Origin of the sequence: Helicobacter sp. 11S02596-1 (genome assembly GCF_002272825.1) — a bacterium.
GTDB lineage: Bacteria > Campylobacterota > Campylobacteria > Campylobacterales > Helicobacteraceae > Helicobacter_J.
On the sequence record NZ_MLAM01000016.1, the window covers coordinates 1 to 20,464 of the forward strand.

Sequence of the window (20,464 nt, forward strand, 5' to 3'; positions counted from 1 at the left end):
TTAAAACAAGATACCTTATTGGGCCATTTAAGAGTGCTGATGATTTAATCAAAACCAAACCCTTTGCTGATGGATTATCTAGACAAATCTATCATAACCCCAATGCCTATACGATTGTATATGAAGTCAGGGATGGGAAGTAATATTTCTTTGAGGCTTACGTCTTTTAAGGGGAAGGGGGGCTTAAATTGCGAAGACCACCTCTTATCCCGCAGGGTGGGTGGGCGAAAAAACTCCCCCAAACCCTGACCCGCCCCCTTAGTTGATAAGATGAAAAAGCGTAGCAGGCTGGGTTTGTTAGCAATAGGGTTTGAAAACCTTAGAAACCTATAAAACTAGGTTGATGACCAGCGGTAGCTGGGAATAACCCTATCCTTTAGGAACGAACGGGAGTTTTGCTCCCGTGAGTGATCTTCAGATTCAGTTTTTCAAAACTGAATCGAGTAAAACATTATAAAAGAACACTATCCGCAAATGTTCGCACTTCGTTATCAAGTGCTATGATCCCCTCTTGGGTTTGTAGATCTTTAAGCTCAAATTCAAATTTTTCCAAACTTTTTTCGACGATAGCAACAATATACCCAAAAGGGATTTTGGCATCTAAAAATTTTTTAACCGCAATTTCGTTGCTCGCATTCAAAATAACGCCTAAATAAGGGTTTTTTATCAAGGTATCCTTGAGTTGCCACAAAGGAAACTTCTTGGTATCAATGGGTTCAAATCGGATGGTTTGTATTTTTTCAAGCTCCATATTAGCGATGATAGGGGTTTGCAACGCTTTTTTTGCATTGATAGCATAAGCGATGGGGAGCTTCATATCCGGGCTGGCAAAATGCGCTGTAGTGCTCCCATCGACAAACTCAATCAAAGCGTGGATACTCGATGTCCGTTCGATATAGCCATCAATATTATCGGTTTTGAAAAGCCATTTGGCTTCGAGGACTTCAAAGAGCTTATTTACCATACTGGCTGAATCGATGGTGATTTTTTTGCCCATTTTCCAGTTGGGGTGCTGGAGGGCTTCGTGTGCGCTTTTGTAGGGAATATCTTGCGGGGGTGCATCGCGAAAAGCCCCGCCGCTTGCGGTGATGAGGAGCTTTTTGATGGGGCGATTGTTTTTGAGATACCATAGCCCAAAATGTTCGCTATCAATCGGGATAATCTTGCTTGTATCTATTAGCCAGCCCGCACTTACAAGGGATTCTTTATTTGCTAGGGCAAGCGTTTTGTCGCATTTGAGACTTTGGAGTGTGGGTGCTAGTCCGGCAAACCCGACCAAAGCATTCAGCACTAAAGAAGATGCTGATTCTTCTATCATCTCGAGAATCCCATCTGCACCCACATAGACTTTTGCACCTTTTGGCTGGAGTTTTTTGAGGTCTTTTGGCTCGATGATAGCGACTTTTTTGGGGGAATGGCGTGCGATCTGGGCATTGAACAAATCAATATTCCGCCCCGCACTCATACTCTCAAGGCAAATATCAAACCGCTGGGCGATTTCAAGGGCATTTACCCCGATGGTGCCGGTGCTTCCTAGCAGTATCATTTTGGATTCCTACAAGAGAATAATAGAGGTTTCTTTCCACATTTTTAGGAAATAAAGCAAAAAGTGCATTGTGATTGCCCCAAACAAGATAGCATCCATCCTATCAAGCACCCCGCCGTGTCCGGGCAGGATTTTCCCGCTATCTTTCATATCGGCGTTTCTTTTGAGATAGCTTTCATAAAGATCGCCAAAAATAGCACTCAAAGAAATCGCAAAGCTCACCAAAAGCGAAGCGATGAAATTCCCACTAAGCCCCCCCATACCGATGAAACTCCCGATGGCTACCGCAATGGCTAGACCAATGATAGCACCCTCTAGGGTTTTGTTTGGAGAGGTGGGGCTAAAGGGTGTTTTGCCAAAAGCCTTGCCCCCAAAATACGCCCCAATATCTGTCAATGCAACCACAACAATAAGCCATACAATCGCATCCACGCCAAAATCTTTGTAAATGGCAAAAATAGCTAAAAATGGGATACTCGGATAGATAAAAGGCAGAATCTGCTTGGGATCAAAAGATTTTTTGTAAGCCAAAAATCCTGCCATCACCATTGCGACAAAAATAGCTGATTCGATGGGTCTGCCATTGATTCCTGCGAGTATCCACACAACTAAAGCGAGCAGATACATCACAGGATGGGCTTTGCAGGCAAATAATTTGATCGCTTCGTTGAATCCAAACATATAGGCAATCCCAAGAATCGCCCAAACCAAAACGATATTATCAATATATAAAATCAAAGCCAGGCATAAAATCAGGACAACCCCGGTGATATAACGCTGTTTGTTGCTTGAAAAATTTTCTTTAAAGCTCATTTTTTCCTCATTTCTGTGGTGTTTTTTCGATATTTTCTATTGGGATGTGTCGGGGATTATAATGTAAAACTTATTAAACCTTCGTTATAATCGCCCCAAAATTTTGTTAAGAATTTGAGGTTTGCAAAAAATATGGATAATCGGAAAGATTATGATGTGATCGTCATTGGTGGGGGACACGCTGGCATCGAGGCGTCAATCATCAGTGCGAAAATGGGTGCAAAAACACATCTTTTGACGATTTTGATAGAAAATATCGGCTTAGCAAGTTGCAATCCTGCCATCGGGGGGCTAGGCAAGGGGCATTTGACAAAAGAAGTCGATGCGCTCGGTGGTGTGATGGGGATAATCACCGATCATTGCGGTATCCAATACCGCGTGCTGAATGCTTCCAAAGGTCCAGCTGTGCGGGGAACACGGGCACAAATCGATATGGATAAATACCGCGTATTTGCCAAAAATCTTGTCTTGAATACGCCAAATTTGAGTGTCTCTCAAGAGGTCGTCGAAGAGCTTATCATCAAAGATTCCCGTGCAATTGGGCTGAAAACCAGTGTAGGCAAGACTTATTTTGCCAAAAAAATCATCATCACCACAGGGACATTTCTGCGGGGATTGGTGCATATTGGGGAGAGCCAAAGTCAAAATGGTAGATTTGGAGAAAGCGCTTCGATTGGGCTTTCAAAGAGCCTAGAAGCGTTGGGTTTTAAAATGGGTAGGCTAAAAACGGGGACTTGCCCGAGAATCGATGGGCGGAGTATCGATTTTGAGCACCTTGAAATCCACAATGGCGATTTTCCCGCCCCGCATTTTAGCTATAAAACCGATACGATCGCATTCAATCCCACCCAGCTCCCTTGCTATGTAACCTATACCAATGAAGCCACGCACCAACTCATCCGAGATAATTTCTATCGTGCGCCGTTATTTACCGGTCAGATTGAGGGCGTGGGACCGAGATATTGCCCAAGTATCGAGGATAAAATCAATCGCTTTGCTGACAAAGAACGCCACCAGCTTTTTTTGGAGCCACAAACCGCTGAAGCGGTGGAATATTATGTCAATGGCTTAAGCACATCGTTGCCATTTGATGTGCAAGAAAAAGTTATCAATTCGATTGCGGGGCTAGAAAATGCCAAAATCACCCGTTATGGCTATGCGATCGAGTATGATTATATCGAGCCTACCGAGCTTTTTCATACATTAGAAACCAAAAAAATCCAAAATCTCTATCTGGCTGGTCAAATCAATGGCACAACTGGCTATGAAGAAGCAGCCGCACAGGGGATAATGGCAGGAATCAATGCGGTTTTGAGCCTCCAAAAAGAAGACAAACGATTTGATTTTGGCGGGCTAGATGAGCTTGTTTTGCGTAGAGATGAGGGCTATATCGGGGTGATGATTGATGATTTGGTTACAAAAGGGACAAAAGAGCCTTATCGGGTTTTTACCTCACGGGCAGAATATCGTTTGTTGCTCCGAGAAGATAATGCGATTTTTCGGCTTAGCGATTATGCCTTTAGGCTTGGCACGATGGCACTTAGCGATTATACGCTTATCAGCAAAGACAAGCAAGATATTGCTAGGGCGATGACACACCTAGAAAATACGATTTTCACGCCATCAAAGCAAAATTTGGCATTACTAGAAAGTATAGGAGAACCCCCGATCAATGACAAATGCAATGGTGTTTTGATAGTGGGTAGGGATGGGTTTGATGATGAAAAATTAAAAAAATTCTGCCCACAATTTTGCGATTTTAGCAACCGCGCGCTTGAGCAAATCCGCATCCAGTGCAAATACCACAGCTATATCCAAAAACAGCGTGAAAGTATCAATAAAATGGATCAAATGCTCCAGGTCGTAATCCCGCAGGATTTTGTTTTTGATGGTATTCCCGGATTGAGCTTAGAAGTGGTTGAAAAACTCAATAAATTTCGCCCCAAAACCTTGTTTAATGCTTCTGAAATCAGCGGGATCACCCCTGCTGGCTTAGATGTTTTGCATTTGTATATCCATTTGCGACAAGCTAGATAAAAAGATAAGTCAGATGAAAAAAGAGTTTATCCCTCCGCACAACCACGATTCCATTGATTTTATAGCTCCTATCGACCCTATTGGCGTGCTAAGCGAGCTGATTGCTTACCCTACTATCACGCCTCAAGAATGCGGTATTTATACATTTATCCAATCATTATTGCCTGATTTTGAATCCTTGCATATCAATGCAGGCGGTCGTGATGGGGACGAGGTAAAAAATTTATTTTTATTCAAGCGTTTCGGGCAAGCACAAACAAATCAAAGCGGGCATAATGATAGCGAAGATGGCAAAGCAAAGCCCTTGCATTTTTGTTTTGCCGGACATATTGATGTTGTGCCTCCAGGAAATGGCTGGCAAAGCGATCCATTTGTCCCAGAGATAAGGGGGGAATATCTCTATGGCAGGGGCGCACAAGATATGAAAGGCGGGGTGAGTGCTTTTTTGTGTGCGTTGCGGGATTTTTTGCGGGCAAATACTCCAAAAACGCCCGTGATATTTTCAGTTTTGCTCACAAGCGATGAGGAGGGTAGTGGCACGTATGGCACAAAAATCGTTTTGGAAGCGTTGAAGCAAAAGGGTTTGCTTCCAGATATGGCAATCGTTGCTGAACCTACGTGTGATAAGAGGCTTGGGGATACTATCAAGATTGGCAGGCGGGGTTCTATCAATGGGATTATTACTATCAAAGGCATTCAAGGCCACGTCGCTTATCCTGAAAAATGCCATAATCCTGTTGAATTGCTAGGAGCAAGACTTGGGGAACTTGCGGGCGTGTTTTTGGATGATGGTGATGAGGATTTTGCACCCAGTAAGCTTGTGATTACCGATATTCGTGGCGGGATGGAGGCGGTAAATGTTACCCCTAGTGATTTGAAAATAATGTTTAATGTTAGAAATTCGACCAAAACCCATCTAAGCGATGTGCGCTGTCATATCGAGAATGTTTTAGATGGCTTGCCGTATGATCTGGATCTCAAGCAAAGTTCTTACCCGTTTTTGACTTCATCGGATGGGGCTTTGGCAGGTTTGCTTCAAAATGCCGTGCATAAAACGTGTGGCGTTTATCCCGAGTTTAGCACAGGTGGCGGGACTAGCGATGCACGGCATTTTAGTGCGTTTGGCGTGGAAGTCATCGAGTTTGGCACGTGCAATGATAAAATCCACTCTGTCGATGAATGCGTGAATATAAGGGATTTGAATCTGCTTTATGAGACATTTATGAATTTTTTATCATCGCTTTATCAGGTGCAGGTTCTGCAAGCCCAATCTATCAAAAAGGAAATAAAATGAATAATAAAACCCTGCTTTTCAAATCTGATAAAATCGGCGAGGGCGATTTGGGAAATATCGTGAGTGTAGGCTTTATCGGGGCATTGTTGCAAGTCCCTGAAAAACTCTTGCCAAAAAAAATCGTCCTCCTCAATCGGGGCGTGTTGCTTAGCACGGAAAATACCGAGCTTGACAATAAAGACATTATCGCCAATTTAAAGAAATTGCAAGATTTGGGCGTAGAAATCCTTTCTTGTCGGACTTGTTTGGAGCATTTTGGGCTGATAGAGAAGGTTTTGGTAGGCAAAATCAGCAATGCTGTGGCGGTGCTGGAGGATTTATTGGGTAATGATGGCGTGATTTCGCTATAGCGTGATAAATTCACGAGCTATGCAAGGATAAAATAATGAAAAAAAGATTAACAAAATTCGTTCATTGTGCTGGTTGAGCTGCCAAAGTGGGTCTGGAAGACCTCAAACAAATCACGGCAAATCTCAACCAGCCCGATTATGCAGGCTTGCTTGTTGATTTTAGGGAAAATGACGACTGCGGTGTTTTTCGCATTGATACAAATACGCTTTTGGTCCAAAGTGTCGATGTTATCACGCCTATTGTCGATGATCCCTATCTCTATGGGCAAATCGCAGCGGCAAATGCGCTGAGTGATGTTTTTGCCAAAGGGGCGCGGGCGATTACGGCGATGAGTGTTTTGATGTGGGATAGGGAGCATTTGGACGCTAGCGATACAGCTGAGATTCTCCAAGGTGGGCTTTCTAAGCTTATCGAGGCGGGTTGTGCGCTTGTTGGGGGGCATAGTATTAATGACAGCGAGCAAAAATACGGCTTGAGTGTTACAGGCATCATCAACGATGGGATTTTTTGGCGCAATAATACAGCCAAGCCTGGCGATGTTATCATTTTGACCAAGCCGATTGGGAGCGGGATTTTAAGCACGGCACTTAAAAATGATCAACTCGCATTTGATGATGTATCCAAAAAAGACCTTGATGTTATCACTGCGATGGGTGCGCTTAATCTCAAGGCATCCTTGTGTGCAAAAAATTTCCCCATCAGTGCTTGCACAGATGTCAGTGGTTATGGGCTTATCGGCCATTTGTGCGAGATGATAAATCCAGAAATTTCGATTTGTGTGTATTTTGATAATATCCCGTTTTTTGACAGGGCGCTCGAATTTGCCGATTTGGGCGTTGTTCCCGGAGGTAGCTTGCAGAACAAAAAAGCGTTGGAGTCGGCTGTAAAAAACACGAGCGGGCGAAATGACATCATTTGCTACGACGCACAAACCTCTGGCGGGCTTTTGATCGCCCTAGATGAAAAAAATGCAACCAAATTGCTGGATTTGTTGTATGCAGAGGGTATTGAGGCAAAAATCATTGCGGGATGTATCCCAAAAAATGACTATGCGATTTATTTGAAATGATAATTTTTATTTTAGGCTCAAAATATGTGGCAAAACAACCAAAAATAAGCCAGAAATTAGAAATTTTAAGCTAAAATACGCCCCTCATTTTCGATTTTCATAATAATGCAATTGAAATGAAGCTCACACACGCTAGTTCTTCAAAGGTTGCGGCATTGCCGTTAAGGAGCGTGGAGGCAAAAACTGATTTAATACACAAGGAGAATACAATGGTAACTATGAAAGATTTATTAGAATGCGGTGTGCATTTTGGGCATCAGACAAGACGATGGAATCCAAAAATGAAGCGTTTTATTTTTGGCGTGAGAAAAAATATCCATATCATCGACTTACAAAAGACTTTGAGGTATTTTCGCTACACATATAATATCGTCAGAGACGCAGCTGCAGAGGGCAAGACGATTATGTTTGTAGGCACGAAAAAACAAGCAAATGAGACCCTCAAAGAATACGCCCAAAAGATCCAGATCCCTTATGTGAATTATCGCTGGTTAGGCGGTATGCTGACAAATTTTAGCACGATCAAAAAATCAATCCGAAAACTCGAAATCATCGAAGAAATGGAAACAAGCGGGCAAATTGATTTGCTTACCAAAAAAGAAAAATTGATGATTTTACGAAAAAAAGAAAAGCTTGACAAATATCTAGGCGGTGTTAGGCATATGAAAAAAGCCCCGGATATGATTTTTGTCATCGATGTGGTAAAAGAAAAGATCGCCGTTGCAGAGGCTAGGAGACTAGGAATCCCTGTGGTTGCACCTTTGGATACCAATTGCGATCCTGATATTGTGGATTATCCGATTCCGGGCAATGATGATGCTATCCGTTCTATCCAGCTATTTTGCAAAGAAATCAGTGAGGCAATCATCGAGGGCAGGGAGATGTCTGGCAAGGATGAAGAAATCATTCCGATGGCAGAAGAAGTGCAGCCAGCAAGTGATGATGAGAAACAAGAGTTGATCGAAGAAGTCAATGCTGAACTCGAAAAAGAAATGACAAAAGGGGAATAAATGGCAGAAATCAGCGCACAACTTGTAAAACAGCTTCGAGAAATCACAGACGCAGGGATGATGGACTGCAAAAAGGCATTGGTAGAGACAAACGGGGATATTGATAAAGCCATCGAGTATCTCAGAGAAAAGGGACTCTCTAAGGCTGCAAAAAAAGCCGATAGGATTGCGAGCGAGGGTGTGGTTTCCTTGAAAGTTTCACCTGATTTTTCTAAGGCTGTTATGCTTGAAATCAATAGCGAGACAGATTTTGTCGCTAAAAATGATGGCTTCAAAGAGTTGGTTGAAAAAACCAACAATCTCATCAAGGATAACACCATATCGAGCGTGGAGAATTTGTATCACATCGATGTTGATGGGATGGTTTATGAAGAATATCTCAAAACGCAAATCGCTAAGATTGGTGAAAATATCGTTGTTAGGAGGATTGCGAGTATCCTCCCACCTAGCAATGGTATCGTGAATGGGTATGTGCATTCCAATGGTAGGGTAGGGGTGATCATTTCTATCGTATGCGAAAATCCCCAGAATGCCGAAGCTTGCGGTGAGCTTTTGAGAAATATTTGTATGCACGCTGCGGCGATGAAACCCCAAGTCATTGATTTTAAGGCATTTGATGGTGATTTTATTCAAAAAGAAAAAATGGCATTGATTGCTGAATTGCAAAAAGAAAATGAAGAACTCAAGAGGCTTGGCAAACCCACAAAAACGATTCCTGAGTATGTCAGTCGAGCCGAACTTACCGATGAGATTTTGAAAAAACAAGAAGAGTTTTTCAAAGAAGAGTTAAAAAAACAAGGCAAGCCTGAAGCGATTTGGGATAAAATCATTCCCGGACAGATGGAGCGTTTCATCGCTGATAATACACTCATTGACCAACGTTTGACGCTTTTGGGGCAATTTTTTGTAATGGATGATAAAAAAACCATCGCACAGGTTTTGGAGCAAAAATCAAAAGAACTTTCCGATAATATCCGTATCGTTGATTATATTCGATTTGAACTTGGCGAGGGTATCGAGAAAAAAGTTGAGGATTTTGCAAAAGAAGTTGCTGCCCAAATGCAATAAAAAATAATTTCATTATTTTTTACTCGGTTTGTTTTGGAAAAACAAACCTGGAGACCATTCCAGCAGGCAAAGCCTACTTCCATTCCTAAAGCTACCATCTCATACCCAGCCTTTGGCTGTGTATTCGAGATAAGTTTCTAATGTTTTCATTTTGAATCACTTTCAAACCCAGCCCGCTATGCTTTTTCATCTAGCCTACTAGGGGAACGGGTCAGGGGATTTTCACCCGTCCACCCTGCAGACTTCGCAAGGAGGAGAGCCGTTAAAAAAGATAACTGCTTGTCTTTGGTAGCTCCGCACGGCGATTGCGATATGCGACAAAAGGAGCATAGCAGTCCGCCTAGAGGCTTTGCCTCCAAAAAGCGGTCCTCAGGTTCAATTTATCGAATCGAGTAACCATAATGAAATTCCAAAATACCTAAGATTTTAAGAGTTGCATAAATTCCGAGCGGGTTTTGGAATCTGACTTGAAAAGCCCTCGGATGGCGCTTGTCTTAACGCGCGCATTTTGTTTTTGAACCCCCCGCATACTCATACATAGATGTTGGGCTTCGCAAACGACCATCGCACCTTTGGGCGATAGGACTTCCATAATCGTTTCTGCAATCTCGGTGGTGAGTTTTTCTTGGATTTGAAGTCTCCTAGAATAAATCTCTACGAGCTTTACCAAGCCACTGATACCAGCGACTTTTTTATCGGGAATATACCCAATGCTGATGTGTCCGAAAAATGGCAGTATATGATGTTCGCACATTGAGTAAAATTCGATATTTTTGATCATCACCATTTCATCACAAGCACCTTGTTCAAACACACTTCCAAGCGCTTCTTTGGGGTTTTGAGCATACCCGCTGTATAAAAAATCCCATAATGCCTCCACCCGAGAAGGTGTATCTTTGAGCCCTTCTCGATGGGGGTTTTCGCCGATTTTGTCAAAAAAATAATTAAAATAATCCTGATGGTTCATTCTATCTTCCTAAAAGGGATTTGATTCTGTTTTGGATACTAGGGTGCGTGCTAAAAACTTCCGTAGTATCAAAGATATAGGCTGCTTTCCTTGTGGGATTGGTATCGATTTCTGAATAATCATTTGTCGCATAATCACCGCTAATTTTTTGCAAGGCTCGAATCATCGGCCTGGAATCTTCCATAATATACGCTGCCCCACTATCTGCCATATATTCTCTGCTACGGCTAAGATACATTTGTAAAAATAACGTAAAGATAGGCAGGATAAATTGCAATGCCAAAAGGATTGTTTTTGCGGTGTTCGCACCTCTTTCGTGGTTGTTACCCATAAATATCCAAACCGCACTATTAGCAACCAAAAGCATAATGTTGCTCAATATCCCCACACACATTGTCAGGCGAATATCGCCGTGGCGGATATGGCTAAGTTCGTGCGCCATCACGGCTTTGAGTTCATCTCTTTGAAGATTTTTTATGATCGCAGTGGTGAGGGCGATGAGAGAATTTTTTTCATCCCAACCGCTTGCAAATGCGTTCATATAAGGGGCTTCTAACACATAGAGTTTCGGTGTAAAGGGGGTTTGTGATTCCTTGATAAGTTCTTGGAGGATTTCATAAATGTATCTTTCAGTTTTGCTCAAAACCTTCGCAGGGTCGATGTGCTTGTATTCGCTTCCATTGAGCATAATGCCTGTAAAATTCTGAATCGAAATATAAATGATCGCTAAAGCCACAAGCAACATACACACCGTTACCGTGGGGAAAACCTGGAACGTGATGAGTTCTCTTATGCCTGCGCTTAATGAGAAGGCATTGATCCTGATAACATCGACAAGCAAGCCAATCAGAATAAAAATCAGGATATAAGTTATCAGAACCGCATTTGTTTTTGCGCGATTTTGAGAAATTATTGATTTAAAATCCATTGATGATTCCTTCTTGATTGCATTATTTGATGGCGGGCTTATTATCGCAGAAAAATTTTAATCAATTTTAATATCCCGATGGGCAAGTTCTTCGATAAGCGTTGTCGCATAGCTCCCTTTAGGGAGTGAAAATTCCAGCTCTACCCAAGCGTGTTCGGGGATATAGCGGTATTTGAGATTTTCAACCCAAATCCAAGCAAATCGCCTCGAACCATTGCTGTGGATTTTCTCATCATCAAAAGTATTTTCAAATTCCCTCGCTAACGATGTCGCACGAGGTGTTTTTGCCCCCGATAATAGCCCGGTTGGGACGATGTCTTTGTCAAAAAAACGTTTGGGATCTTCTTGGTCGTTTAGCTCAAAGAGCTTGCCGTGGGGATAATGACACATCCAATCACCCGGGAATAATTTGAAAAAATGCGCTTGCGTGCAGATGGATTTGATAGTCTCAAGCGGGAGAGAAATAGCGTGTTTTTTTAGTGCGATTTGGATTTCATTGGGCGTAAAATTTTCAAATATTTTGCTGATTTTTATCCGATGGCTTAGCCATTGGTTGAATAAAAAACTTTGGTAGCTAGAAATAAGAAAATCATTGATTTTTTTGTTTTTGAGTTTTTTTTCTTGGTGAGCGATTTTTTTACCCTCAATATGATTGTCGCCGTCTTTTCCAAATCGTTGGTAGCCAAAATAATTTGGCAAGCCATTTTTTGCGATGATTTGGAGGATAGAATCGATTTTTGCAAAGCTTGCTGGGGTAACTTTTTTGAGACGGATAAAAAAATCATTTCCCTTGAGATGACCGATTTTGAGTTTGTTGCTATGGTGGGAGGTTGCAAGGATTTTGATATTTTTTTCTTCAAGCAACGCCTGTTTGTCTTCGATGGCTGGGGCAAATTTTTTGTGGATTGAAATGTATTGCGTGGTGGTAGCCGATTTGTCTTTTAACCCTGCATAGCCAATCTCACCAGTCTTGCACCCGATAGCATTTGAGAGGATTTTTATCATCTCAAGCGTGCTGAGACCTTTTTTGCGAATGTTTAAAATCAAATGCTCGCCATCTTGGCTAAAAGGATACAAGGGGATTTCACGCACCATAAAATCCCTCGCATTTTGGGAAAAATAAAAGTCAATGCTGGAGTGATTGAGGGCGTAGGTTTTTTCCATCAAACCCATTAGATGATGGTCCGTTTCAGGAATGGAGATAGGCTCGTGAGGACTTCATAAGGGATCGTATCAAACATTGCTGCGATGTCAGAAGCATCATCAAAGACACAGATTCTCTCTTCTGTGCAGATACAAGAAAAGCAATCCATAGATGTGATGGGTAATATGAGGTAACCCCCAGCTGTTGTAAGTTTGCCTCTGTTGCCATTGTGCCGAAAAAAGCCATCCCCATACCCGATGTCATAGGTGCTAATCGTAGCACTTTCTTGCAAGATACTTTTCCCGCCATAGCCGATTTTTGCACCTTTTGGAAGTGTTTGTTCGCATATCTTATCTGCCCAGAGTGAGGCGACGGGCTTGAGATTTTTAGCGATGGGGAGTTCAAAAGTATTACCCAAATACCCATAAGCAGCGATACCTATACGGACCAAATCATCATCGATTTTTTCACTCCGAAGCGTGGCAGAAGAAGCCAAAGAATGGAATCTCGGGCAGGGGAATCCAAGCTTTTTGGAGAGATAAATAACTTCTTCTTTTGTCTGTGCGAAAATTTCTTGGGCTTCCTCAAAATCTGCGATTTTTTCGTCCCCGTAGCCGTTGTGTGTGAAAATCCCAAAAAGATTGAGTTTTTTGCTTAAAATTTTTTCGATAAATACGGCAAGTTTTTCTCTAGCGATACCATTGCGATTCATTCCCGTATTGACCTCAAGCTCGATGGAGCGGTTTTCTTCGACGTGATCGAGTGCTTGGAGTGTGTTGATAGATAGAGAAATATTTTTTGGAGCATTTGGGGATAATTTGCCATAAAATGCGGTGATATGTTTGAAAAGATGGGCGATTTTTAGCGCTTCAAATTCATTTTTGACAAAAACACTCTGGATACCATAGTCAGAAGCTAGCGAGGCGATTTGTTCGAGTCCGTGACCATAGGCGTTGTCTTTGAGAACCAGACCAAGCTTATTTTTGTCTTTGATGTGCGACACGATGGTATCAAGATTGTTTTTGAAAGCTTTTTTGTTGATGAGTATTTCAGACATTTTGAGTTCGGGGAAGTCCCCGAATGATTACTTTTTGGCAGGAAGTTTGGAGATAAAATCAGCAAGAGCTTCAATATCAGCATCCGAGACGTTTTTCATCTGTCCATACATAATCGCTTTCGCACCTCCGTTGTCGGTAGTTCCAGCTTTATAGCCTTTGAGATCTGCTAAGAGTTTGTCTTTTGGAAGACCTGCAATCGTTACGCCTCCTTTAGCACCCGGTGCAACTTTTTGTCCATTTGCGCCGTGGCAAGCAACACATTTTTTGTAAGATGCAGGCATTTCAGTAGCCATTGCCAAGCTTGCAACACCAAATAAAGCTAGAATCATAAGCTTTTTCATTGTATTCTCCTTTAGTTTTTGTTTAGTTTGCTTTTTTAAAGATTCGCTTTGCGTATCAAATAAACCTTTAAAACGATGGTATTCTACAAATTCCAACCTTAGACAAACCTAAGTTTCAGAGTTTGACTCTTGAGGTAAAAGCCCGCAAAAGTGAAAGTTGATCGATGTTTTCAAGACCGATACCCGTAGGGACACCTTGGGCGATTTTGCTAAATGTGAGATCTAAATCTTGGAGTTTATCCTCGATAAAAAGCATAATCGCATCATTGGCAAGCGTGGGAGAAAAAGCAAAAATGATTTCTTGGATATGATTTTCTTGGATATGATTTTTGAAAGCAGTAAAATCAATTTTTTCAAGCACTTCAATGACTTTGTATTTACCGCCAAAATCCCCGATTTCTTCGATGGTAAAGATATCTTTTGGATGGAGCACGACGCAGAGTTGCCCATTTTGACGATTTTCATCCAGACAGATTTCACAGATTTCGCTTTCGCTAAGTCCCCCGCATAGTTGGCACTTCCTGATATGATCGATCGCATTTTCTATGGAATGAGCGATTTTGAGTGCGAGGTATTTATCTTCGACACTGAGGCTATAAGCCATTTTTTGAGCGGATTTTTTTCCGATACTAGGGAGCTGCTCGAGGGCTTCAACCAGGGCAAAAAAATAATTCAGCGTATTTTTATATGTTTTCATACCTGCAATCATAGCCGAAGGAATTTTAACAATGGATAAAACTTTTTTGAGATAAAATTTCGCTTTTAAAATTTTTGTATGGGAGATAGGTTTGGAACGTTTTGATTATTATGAGATTTTAGAAATCAGCAAAACTAGCGATAAAGAAACCATTAAAAAAGCCTATAGAAAAATGGCGCTCAAATACCATCCCGACAGGAATCCAGACGATAAAAGTGCTGAAGAAATGTTTAAAAAAATCAACGAAGCTTATGAGGTTTTGAGCGATGACTCCAAACGCCAAATATATGATCGATATGGCAAAGATGGGCTTGAAAGTAGTGGGTTTAGCGGTTTTAGTGGCAGAGATTTTAGCGATATTTTTGGGGATTTGGGTTCTATTTTTGAGTCTGCTTTTGGTGGCGGGTTTGGTTCATCTAGGAAGCGCGAAGCGGGGGCGAAGTTTAAGCCTGATTATCTCTATGAGCTGAATTTGAGCTTCAAAGAAGCGGTATTTGGTTGCAAAAAAACGATCCAAACCCGCTATAAAATCCATTGCCCCGACTGCAATGGGAGTGGGGCAAAAGATGGTGCGATCCAGACTTGCCCAGACTGCTCTGGCAAGGGGCAAGTATTTATGAGGCAAGGGTTTATGACTTTTGCTCAAACGTGTTCAAAATGCTCTGGGACAGGGCAGATTATCAAAGAAAAATGCCCGACGTGCAAAGGTGGGGGTTTTAGTTTTGTCGAAGAAAGCTTTGAAATCAACGTGCCTGAGGGGATGGATAACGAAAATAGAATGCGTGTGGCAGGGCGAGGGAATCAGCAAAAAAATGGCACAAGGGGCGATCTCTACATCGTGGCATATGTCGCAGAAGATGATTATTTCATCCGTGATGGGGATGATATTTATATCGAAGTCCCTGTGTTTTTTACCTCTATTCCACTGGGTGCAAAAATCCCCATCCCATCGCTAAGGGGCGAGCTTGAGCTTGCTGTCCCGCCAAATGCTGAAGATGGTGCGCGGTTTGTATTCAATGGCGAGGGTGTCAAAGATGTCAATAGCAGGCATTATGGGAATCTCATCGCAGTGATTAAAATCGTTTATCCCAAACAACTCAACGAAGAACAAAAAGAACTTTTGATGAAACTTCACCATAGCTTTGGGTATGAAAGCGAACCACATAAAAATCTTTTTGAAGAATGCTTTGATCGGATCAAAAATTGGTTCAAACCTGAGGTAAAACCCAAGGAAAAAAGTAAAAAATAAACATCTATTTTTATTGACATTGCCCCCCCTCCCATCCTGTATAATCTATATAGTATTAATTCTTAAAAGGCGTTAATGCTAATAAAAATTTGCACAAGGAGAAAAAATGGCAGCTGTTACAGCAGAAAACAGAGATGGTTGGATTTTCGTTTATGATGAAAATGGGCAAGAGATATGGAATAAATATATCGATAAAATCGCAAGTGTAACTTGTTCAAGTGGCTATGTGGTAGTAACAGACCAAAACAACTGCGTAATAACCTATGATGAAAGAGGAAATCGCATATCCTCACGGCAGAGATAAAACCACAAAATAAGCCTTGCTTCAAATTCAATCAGTGGTAGCGGTCTTCAGGTTTGATTTATCGAATTGAGTAGAAAAATAATGATTCTTTTCCATAGCAATGTTTTCTAATAATTATTTCTCATACTCGCTAGAAGGGGGAATAGGGATTCCCGCCCGCCCTATCTGACTTGCGAAGTGCCATCGGACGGGCGGGGTAAAAGTTTCCCCCTTAACCCCGCCTCCCCCTGCACGCCCCCAATGCAACACAGGATTAAATGGCGTAGATTGCTTGGTTTGAAAGTGGTTTAAAATTGAAAACCTTAGAAACTCTACCCACCCACCCCAAGTTGATGACCAGCGGTAGCTGGGAATAACCCCATACTTTAGGAGCGAACACGGGTTTAATCGGTGGTAGCGGTCTTCAGGTTTGCCCCAGCGAACCGATACCTCTAAAATATATCTCCAATACACAAAGCAACGCTTTGGGTATGAGATGGTAACTTTAGGAGCGAACGGGAGCTTAGCTCCCGTGAGTGGTCTTCAGATTCACAACGTGAATCGAATAGAAAATAATGAAATGGTCTTCAGATTCAGTTTTTAAACTGAACCGAGTAAAAAATAATGTTTTTGTGAGGTTTACGCCTTTTAAGGGGAAGAGGGGCTAGCCATCTGCTATGCTTTTATCGGAGCATATACGTATCGGCGTGTGAGGCTAGCAAAGCCAAGCAGTTGGCTTTTTTAAAGGTTTGGGCGTCCGGTATGCTCCTAAAAGTCGCATAGAACCATCGCCGTGCGAGCCTAAAAAAGATAAGCAGTTATCTTTTTTAACGGCTCTCCTCCTTACGAAGTCCGCAGGGTGGGTGGGCAGAAATATCCCCCTCAAACTCATCGGGCGGGCGGGTGAAAGCCCCCTGACCCGCCCCCTTAATAGATAGTATGAAAAAGCGTATCAAAAAAGTATTCGCTTTACTAACCATTTTTTCAAGACTGCCATATGTTATGAAATGTATCCATACATAATAAACCATTGATTATTTTTACAAAAATTGCTCAAAACATCGTAAATAACGAATTTGAAAGGTTTTAAAAAGTAATAATACGTAATAAAAAGAATACAAGGAGAAAGTGAAGGTGGTGCCGAAAGTCGGACTCGAACCGACACAGGGTTGCCCCTACCAGATTTTGAGTCTAGCGCGTCTACCAATTTCACCACTTCGGCATTTAGAAAAAACTTATGGTGCGCTGAGCGAGACTTGAACTCGCACGAGTTGCCTCACCACCCCCTCAAGATGGCGTGTCTACCAGTTCCACCACCAGCGCACAAACCCCAAAAAAGGGGTAAGATTAAGAAACTATCTTATAAAAAAGGATTTGCATAAATTGCAATCATCGCGAAAGCCAAAGTATAAATAACTTGCGCTTCAATCAATGCAAGAGCGATGAACATTGTCATTAGAAGTTTTCCGCCGATTCCGGGATTTCTCGCTGTTCCAGAAATCGCTGCTGCTGCTGCGTGTCCCATACCGATAGCACCACCAAGTGCGGCAATGCCTAATCCAATCACGCCCCCTGCGATAGAATAGGATTTTATCATATCCACCCCGCTTATATCAGCGGCAAACGCAAAGCCAACCATACCAAAAAACATCATAAGAAAAATCTTCATTATAAACTCCTGCAAAAATTAAGCCCGTTCGGATTCATCCCCTACTAAAACTTTTGAAAGCGCATTATCTCCAAAAAATCATAAAGATAACTTTAAAGTCATTCTTTTATCAAATCTAGCTCGATTTTGCCTTTATTAAAGCCCAAAATCTGGCATTTAATCTTGTCTCCATCGTGGATTTGTTCTTTGATAAAGGGTGCTTTGTCTTTTTCAAAACGGCTGATATGCAACAACCCATCACCACCTTTTGGAAGCCCTACAAATACCCCAAAATCGAGCACTTTTTTGACTTCGCCCTCAAATATCTCTCCGATGTGATATTTATCTGAATCCGCCCTAGAATCGATCAGATTCAAAATAAAATGCTTGGCTTCCATTACGCCGTTATGGTTGCTTCCAGAGATTTTAACCCCACCATTTTCTCTATCTAAATCGATGCTAACCTTAAAACGCTCAATAATGTCTTTGATGACCCTGCCTCCTTGCCCAATAACTTCTACGATTTTGTTCGGGTGGATATTAAAAGCCTGCATACTGGGGAGAATATCGGTATTGAGGACAATTTCATCTCGGGCTTTTTCCATTATCTCAAGGATATGATTTCGGGCATTTTTTGCCTGAAAAAGGCATTTTTCCAAAATCTCAAACGAAACGCCCTTGAGCTTGGTATCCATCTGCATTGCTGTAATTGTATTGCGTGAGCCGGCGACTTTAAAATCCATATCCCCATCGTGGTCTTCTAAGCCATTAATATCGCTTAACACGGCGTATTTTTCTCCCTCTGCCACCAATCCCATCGCAACACCCGCTACCAATGCCCGCACGGGAATGCCACTCGCACACAATGCCAATGAACCCCCGCACACACTTGCCATCGAGCTTGAACCATTAGATTCCATTATCTCTGAGACCAGACGGATGGTTTTGGATTTTTCAAGAATGCTTGCTTCCAAAGCCCGTTTTGCCAAATTCCCGTGCCCGAGTTCTCGCCTGTTGGGAGATGAAATCGGACTTGCTTCCCCGACGCTAAAACCGGGGAAATTGTAATGGAACATAAATTTTTCTTTGTTTGCGCCTTTATCGCTTAGTGATTCTTGGAATTGTGCGTCATTTTCAGAGCCAATCGTGCTTACCACCAAAGCCTGCGTTTGCCCTCTGGTAAATAAAACCGAGCCGTGAGCAAAGGGCAAGATATTGGTTTGAATATCAATAGGGCGGATATCTGTGTATCCCCTGCCATCCGATCGGATACCGCTAGAAAGGATCTGCTCTCTGACAATTTTTACTTTTTGGGCTTCAATCGCACGCAAAATTGCCTTTAAATCCCATCCTTGAGCCTCTCCATAAGATGTAAAAACCTCTGTAGCGATTTTTTTCAAGCCCAAATTCCTCTCGCTTTTTGCCATCTGGGCAATCGCTGTAGAAATTTTTTCAGAAAAATGCTCCTTGATATAGGCAGTGATGTCAGGGTTTTCAGCAGGAATGTTAAATGCCATATCTAGGGGTGGCAATTTGTGGGTATCAAATGCTTGTTGGTATTGCAAACACCCTTTGGCAATCGATTTTTTGGCAATACTGAGTGCTTCGAGCAAATCATTTTCGGAGATGTCAAATGCGCTGGGTTCTGCATTCGTAGGTTCTGTATTAGGGGAGTGCGCAAGGGAGCGCATTTCTATCATCAATAAGTCATCATTGCTCCCTGATACATAAAGATCGAGGTTTGATTGTGCCATTTCTTCTGGGCTAGGATTGAGAACAAAGCGATTCCCGATCTTGCCTATTCTCACCGCACACACAGCTTGAAAAAATGGCAAACTTGAGATATATAGGGCATTAGCAGCAGCATTGAGGGCGCAAACTTGCAGATCGCTTTTTTTGTCATAACTCAAAACCATAATGGTTATTTGTGTGGGGTAGGTGTAGCCTTTGGGAAAAATAGGGCGCAATGTTCTGTCGATTAGGCGTGAGGTGAGGGTTTCAAATTCTCCGGGCTTGCCCTCACGCTTGATAAATCCTCCGGGAAATTTACCCACAGCGTAGGATTTTTCGATGTATTGGACCGTAAGGGGGAGAAAATCCTCCTCCACAGGTTTTTCATCAACAGCCACACTCGCAACTATAACGGTCCCGCCGTTTTGATACCACAGCGCACCGCTAGATTGCTTGGCGATGAGATCTAAGGTGTATTTTTCTACTAAATTTTCTTGATGTAATGTAATCACATTCACAGGCATTCCTTATTTTTTGCTTTCGATTTTGATATTTGGTTTTTCCAAAAGACCCGTTAGTATCGCTTCGACTTCATCCTCATCAACAGGGGGCAGAAGCTTGTAATAATGAGCGGTAGAGACAAAATGATCGGGTTTTGCTACGCTGATAACACCATCGCAGATTTCAGAGAGGCTTTCAGCGACATTTTTGGCGATCACTGGGGTGAGGACATAAACACTTTTTGCGCCCTTGGCAATGCAAGTTTGTATCGCTGCATTCATCGTTAGCCCGGTTTCGACACCTTGATCGACGATGAATACATCTTTGCTACTCAAAGAGCTTATCATCGAGCCTTTTCTAAATTTGTAAATATCTGCCAAAATAACCTCTTCATAAGCTCTTTTGGCTTCTCCATAGATATAATCTAGCGTGATTCCAAAAGAATCTATCAAAGCCTCGTTCATAATTATATCCATATTTTCACTCACAATTGCGATTTCACATTCAGGATTTAACGGGGCACAGATAGGCACGGTAAATAAAAAATCCAGCGCGACACCGAGTTTTTTTGAGACTTTTTCCCCAAAGCCAACCCCCGCCAAACTCGTTGCCAAAATGATGGCATTTTTTACATCCAAATGGTGGATTAATATTTCATTGATTAGGCGCATCAACGCATCATCTCGATTTTCAAATTTTAAATTCTGTGCTTCTGAAATGCCCATCATT

Annotated in this window: 19 protein-coding genes and 2 tRNA genes; 8 read left to right on the plus strand and 13 right to left on the minus strand. The window is 42.1% G+C overall.

What is annotated here, in order from left to right:
• Positions 1 to 451: 451 nt before the first annotated feature.
• Together dxr and BJI48_RS08560 are read right to left on the minus strand one after the other, a co-directional pair.
• Positions 452 to 1,546, minus strand: a complete 1,095-nt coding sequence (gene dxr, locus BJI48_RS08555) for a 1-deoxy-D-xylulose-5-phosphate reductoisomerase (RefSeq protein ID WP_095334025.1) — start codon at positions 1,544 to 1,546, stop codon at positions 452 to 454.
• A gap of 9 nt (positions 1,547 to 1,555) precedes the next feature.
• On the minus strand, positions 1,556 to 2,359 hold the full coding sequence (locus tag BJI48_RS08560; protein WP_095334027.1) for a phosphatidate cytidylyltransferase: 804 nt from the start codon (positions 2,357 to 2,359) through the stop codon (positions 1,556 to 1,558).
• Positions 2,360 to 2,491: 132 nt separating this feature from the next.
• Here BJI48_RS08560 and mnmG point away from each other — a divergent pair, with 132 nt between their 5' ends.
• The 6 genes from mnmG (at position 2,492) to tsf (ending at position 9,188) form a co-directional block, all read left to right on the plus strand.
• Positions 2,492 to 4,396, plus strand: coding sequence for a tRNA uridine-5-carboxymethylaminomethyl(34) synthesis enzyme MnmG (mnmG, locus tag BJI48_RS08565; RefSeq protein ID WP_095334030.1), 1,905 nt, complete (start codon positions 2,492 to 2,494; stop codon positions 4,394 to 4,396).
• Between the two features lie 70 nt (positions 4,397 to 4,466).
• Positions 4,467 to 5,690 (plus strand): succinyl-diaminopimelate desuccinylase, encoded by a 1,224-nt coding sequence (dapE, locus tag BJI48_RS08570; protein ID WP_095334101.1) that lies wholly within the window; start codon positions 4,467 to 4,469, stop codon positions 5,688 to 5,690.
• Complete coding sequence (locus tag BJI48_RS08575) at positions 5,687 to 6,040, plus strand: DsrE family protein (protein ID WP_095334032.1); 354 nt, start codon at positions 5,687 to 5,689, stop codon at positions 6,038 to 6,040. The genes dapE and BJI48_RS08575 overlap by 4 nt, the downstream gene beginning before the upstream one ends.
• Before the next feature lie 86 nt (positions 6,041 to 6,126).
• Positions 6,127 to 7,110 carry a selenide, water dikinase SelD gene (selD, locus tag BJI48_RS08580; RefSeq protein WP_095334034.1) on the plus strand — a complete coding sequence of 328 codons (984 nt, stop codon included), beginning with the start codon at positions 6,127 to 6,129 and terminating at the stop codon, positions 7,108 to 7,110.
• A gap of 209 nt (positions 7,111 to 7,319) precedes the next feature.
• Positions 7,320 to 8,120: a 30S ribosomal protein S2 gene (gene rpsB, locus BJI48_RS08585; RefSeq protein ID WP_095334036.1), complete on the plus strand. Its 801-nt coding sequence runs from the start codon at positions 7,320 to 7,322 to the stop codon at positions 8,118 to 8,120.
• Complete coding sequence (tsf, locus tag BJI48_RS08590; protein WP_095334039.1) at positions 8,121 to 9,188, plus strand: translation elongation factor Ts; 1,068 nt, start codon at positions 8,121 to 8,123, stop codon at positions 9,186 to 9,188.
• Positions 9,189 to 9,606: 418 nt separating this feature from the next.
• On the opposite strand, the gene folE is transcribed toward tsf, so the two are convergent.
• The 6 genes from folE to recR all read right to left on the minus strand — a co-directional run bounded on the left by folE (position 9,607) and on the right by recR (position 14,323).
• A complete protein-coding gene (gene folE / locus BJI48_RS08595) occupies positions 9,607 to 10,155 on the minus strand; it encodes a GTP cyclohydrolase I FolE (RefSeq protein WP_095334041.1) in 549 nt (182 codons plus the stop codon).
• Between the two features lies 1 nt (position 10,156).
• Complete coding sequence (gene htpX, locus BJI48_RS08600; protein ID WP_095334043.1) at positions 10,157 to 11,083, minus strand: zinc metalloprotease HtpX; 927 nt, start codon at positions 11,081 to 11,083, stop codon at positions 10,157 to 10,159.
• A 57-nt stretch (positions 11,084 to 11,140) separates the two neighbouring features.
• Positions 11,141 to 12,247 carry a tRNA pseudouridine(13) synthase TruD gene (gene truD, locus BJI48_RS08605; RefSeq protein WP_095334103.1) on the minus strand — a complete coding sequence of 369 codons (1,107 nt, stop codon included), beginning with the start codon at positions 12,245 to 12,247 and terminating at the stop codon, positions 11,141 to 11,143.
• An 8-nt stretch (positions 12,248 to 12,255) separates the two neighbouring features.
• Positions 12,256 to 13,284: an alanine racemase gene (locus BJI48_RS08610; RefSeq protein WP_095334045.1), complete on the minus strand. Its 1,029-nt coding sequence runs from the start codon at positions 13,282 to 13,284 to the stop codon at positions 12,256 to 12,258.
• A gap of 27 nt (positions 13,285 to 13,311) precedes the next feature.
• Positions 13,312 to 13,626, minus strand: coding sequence for a c-type cytochrome (locus tag BJI48_RS08615; protein WP_095334047.1), 315 nt, complete (start codon positions 13,624 to 13,626; stop codon positions 13,312 to 13,314).
• A 115-nt stretch (positions 13,627 to 13,741) separates the two neighbouring features.
• Positions 13,742 to 14,323: a recombination mediator RecR gene (gene recR, locus BJI48_RS08620; RefSeq protein WP_095334049.1), complete on the minus strand. Its 582-nt coding sequence runs from the start codon at positions 14,321 to 14,323 to the stop codon at positions 13,742 to 13,744.
• Positions 14,324 to 14,414: 91 nt separating this feature from the next.
• Between recR and dnaJ the strand changes: the two genes are divergently transcribed.
• Entirely contained in the window at positions 14,415 to 15,572 is a 1,158-nt protein-coding gene (gene dnaJ, locus BJI48_RS08625; RefSeq protein WP_095334051.1) for a molecular chaperone DnaJ, read from the plus strand.
• A 106-nt stretch (positions 15,573 to 15,678) separates the two neighbouring features.
• Positions 15,679 to 15,876 (plus strand): hypothetical protein, encoded by a 198-nt coding sequence (locus tag BJI48_RS08630; protein ID WP_095334053.1) that lies wholly within the window; start codon positions 15,679 to 15,681, stop codon positions 15,874 to 15,876.
• Positions 15,877 to 16,990: 1,114 nt separating this feature from the next.
• On the opposite strand, the gene BJI48_RS08635 is transcribed toward BJI48_RS08630, so the two are convergent.
• From BJI48_RS08635 to BJI48_RS08655, 5 genes are all read right to left on the minus strand, one after another.
• A tRNA-Leu gene (locus BJI48_RS08635) sits at positions 16,991 to 17,077 on the minus strand.
• 16 nt (positions 17,078 to 17,093) lie between these two features.
• A tRNA-Leu gene (locus tag BJI48_RS08640) sits at positions 17,094 to 17,178 on the minus strand.
• A 37-nt stretch (positions 17,179 to 17,215) separates the two neighbouring features.
• Complete coding sequence (locus tag BJI48_RS08645) at positions 17,216 to 17,524, minus strand: F0F1 ATP synthase subunit C (protein ID WP_095334055.1); 309 nt, start codon at positions 17,522 to 17,524, stop codon at positions 17,216 to 17,218.
• 98 nt (positions 17,525 to 17,622) lie between these two features.
• Positions 17,623 to 19,758 carry a polyribonucleotide nucleotidyltransferase gene (locus tag BJI48_RS08650; RefSeq protein WP_095334057.1) on the minus strand — a complete coding sequence of 712 codons (2,136 nt, stop codon included), beginning with the start codon at positions 19,756 to 19,758 and terminating at the stop codon, positions 17,623 to 17,625.
• A gap of 3 nt (positions 19,759 to 19,761) precedes the next feature.
• Positions 19,762 to 20,460, minus strand: coding sequence for a phosphoribosyltransferase family protein (locus BJI48_RS08655; protein WP_095334059.1), 699 nt, complete (start codon positions 20,458 to 20,460; stop codon positions 19,762 to 19,764).
• Positions 20,461 to 20,464 lie beyond the last annotated feature (4 nt).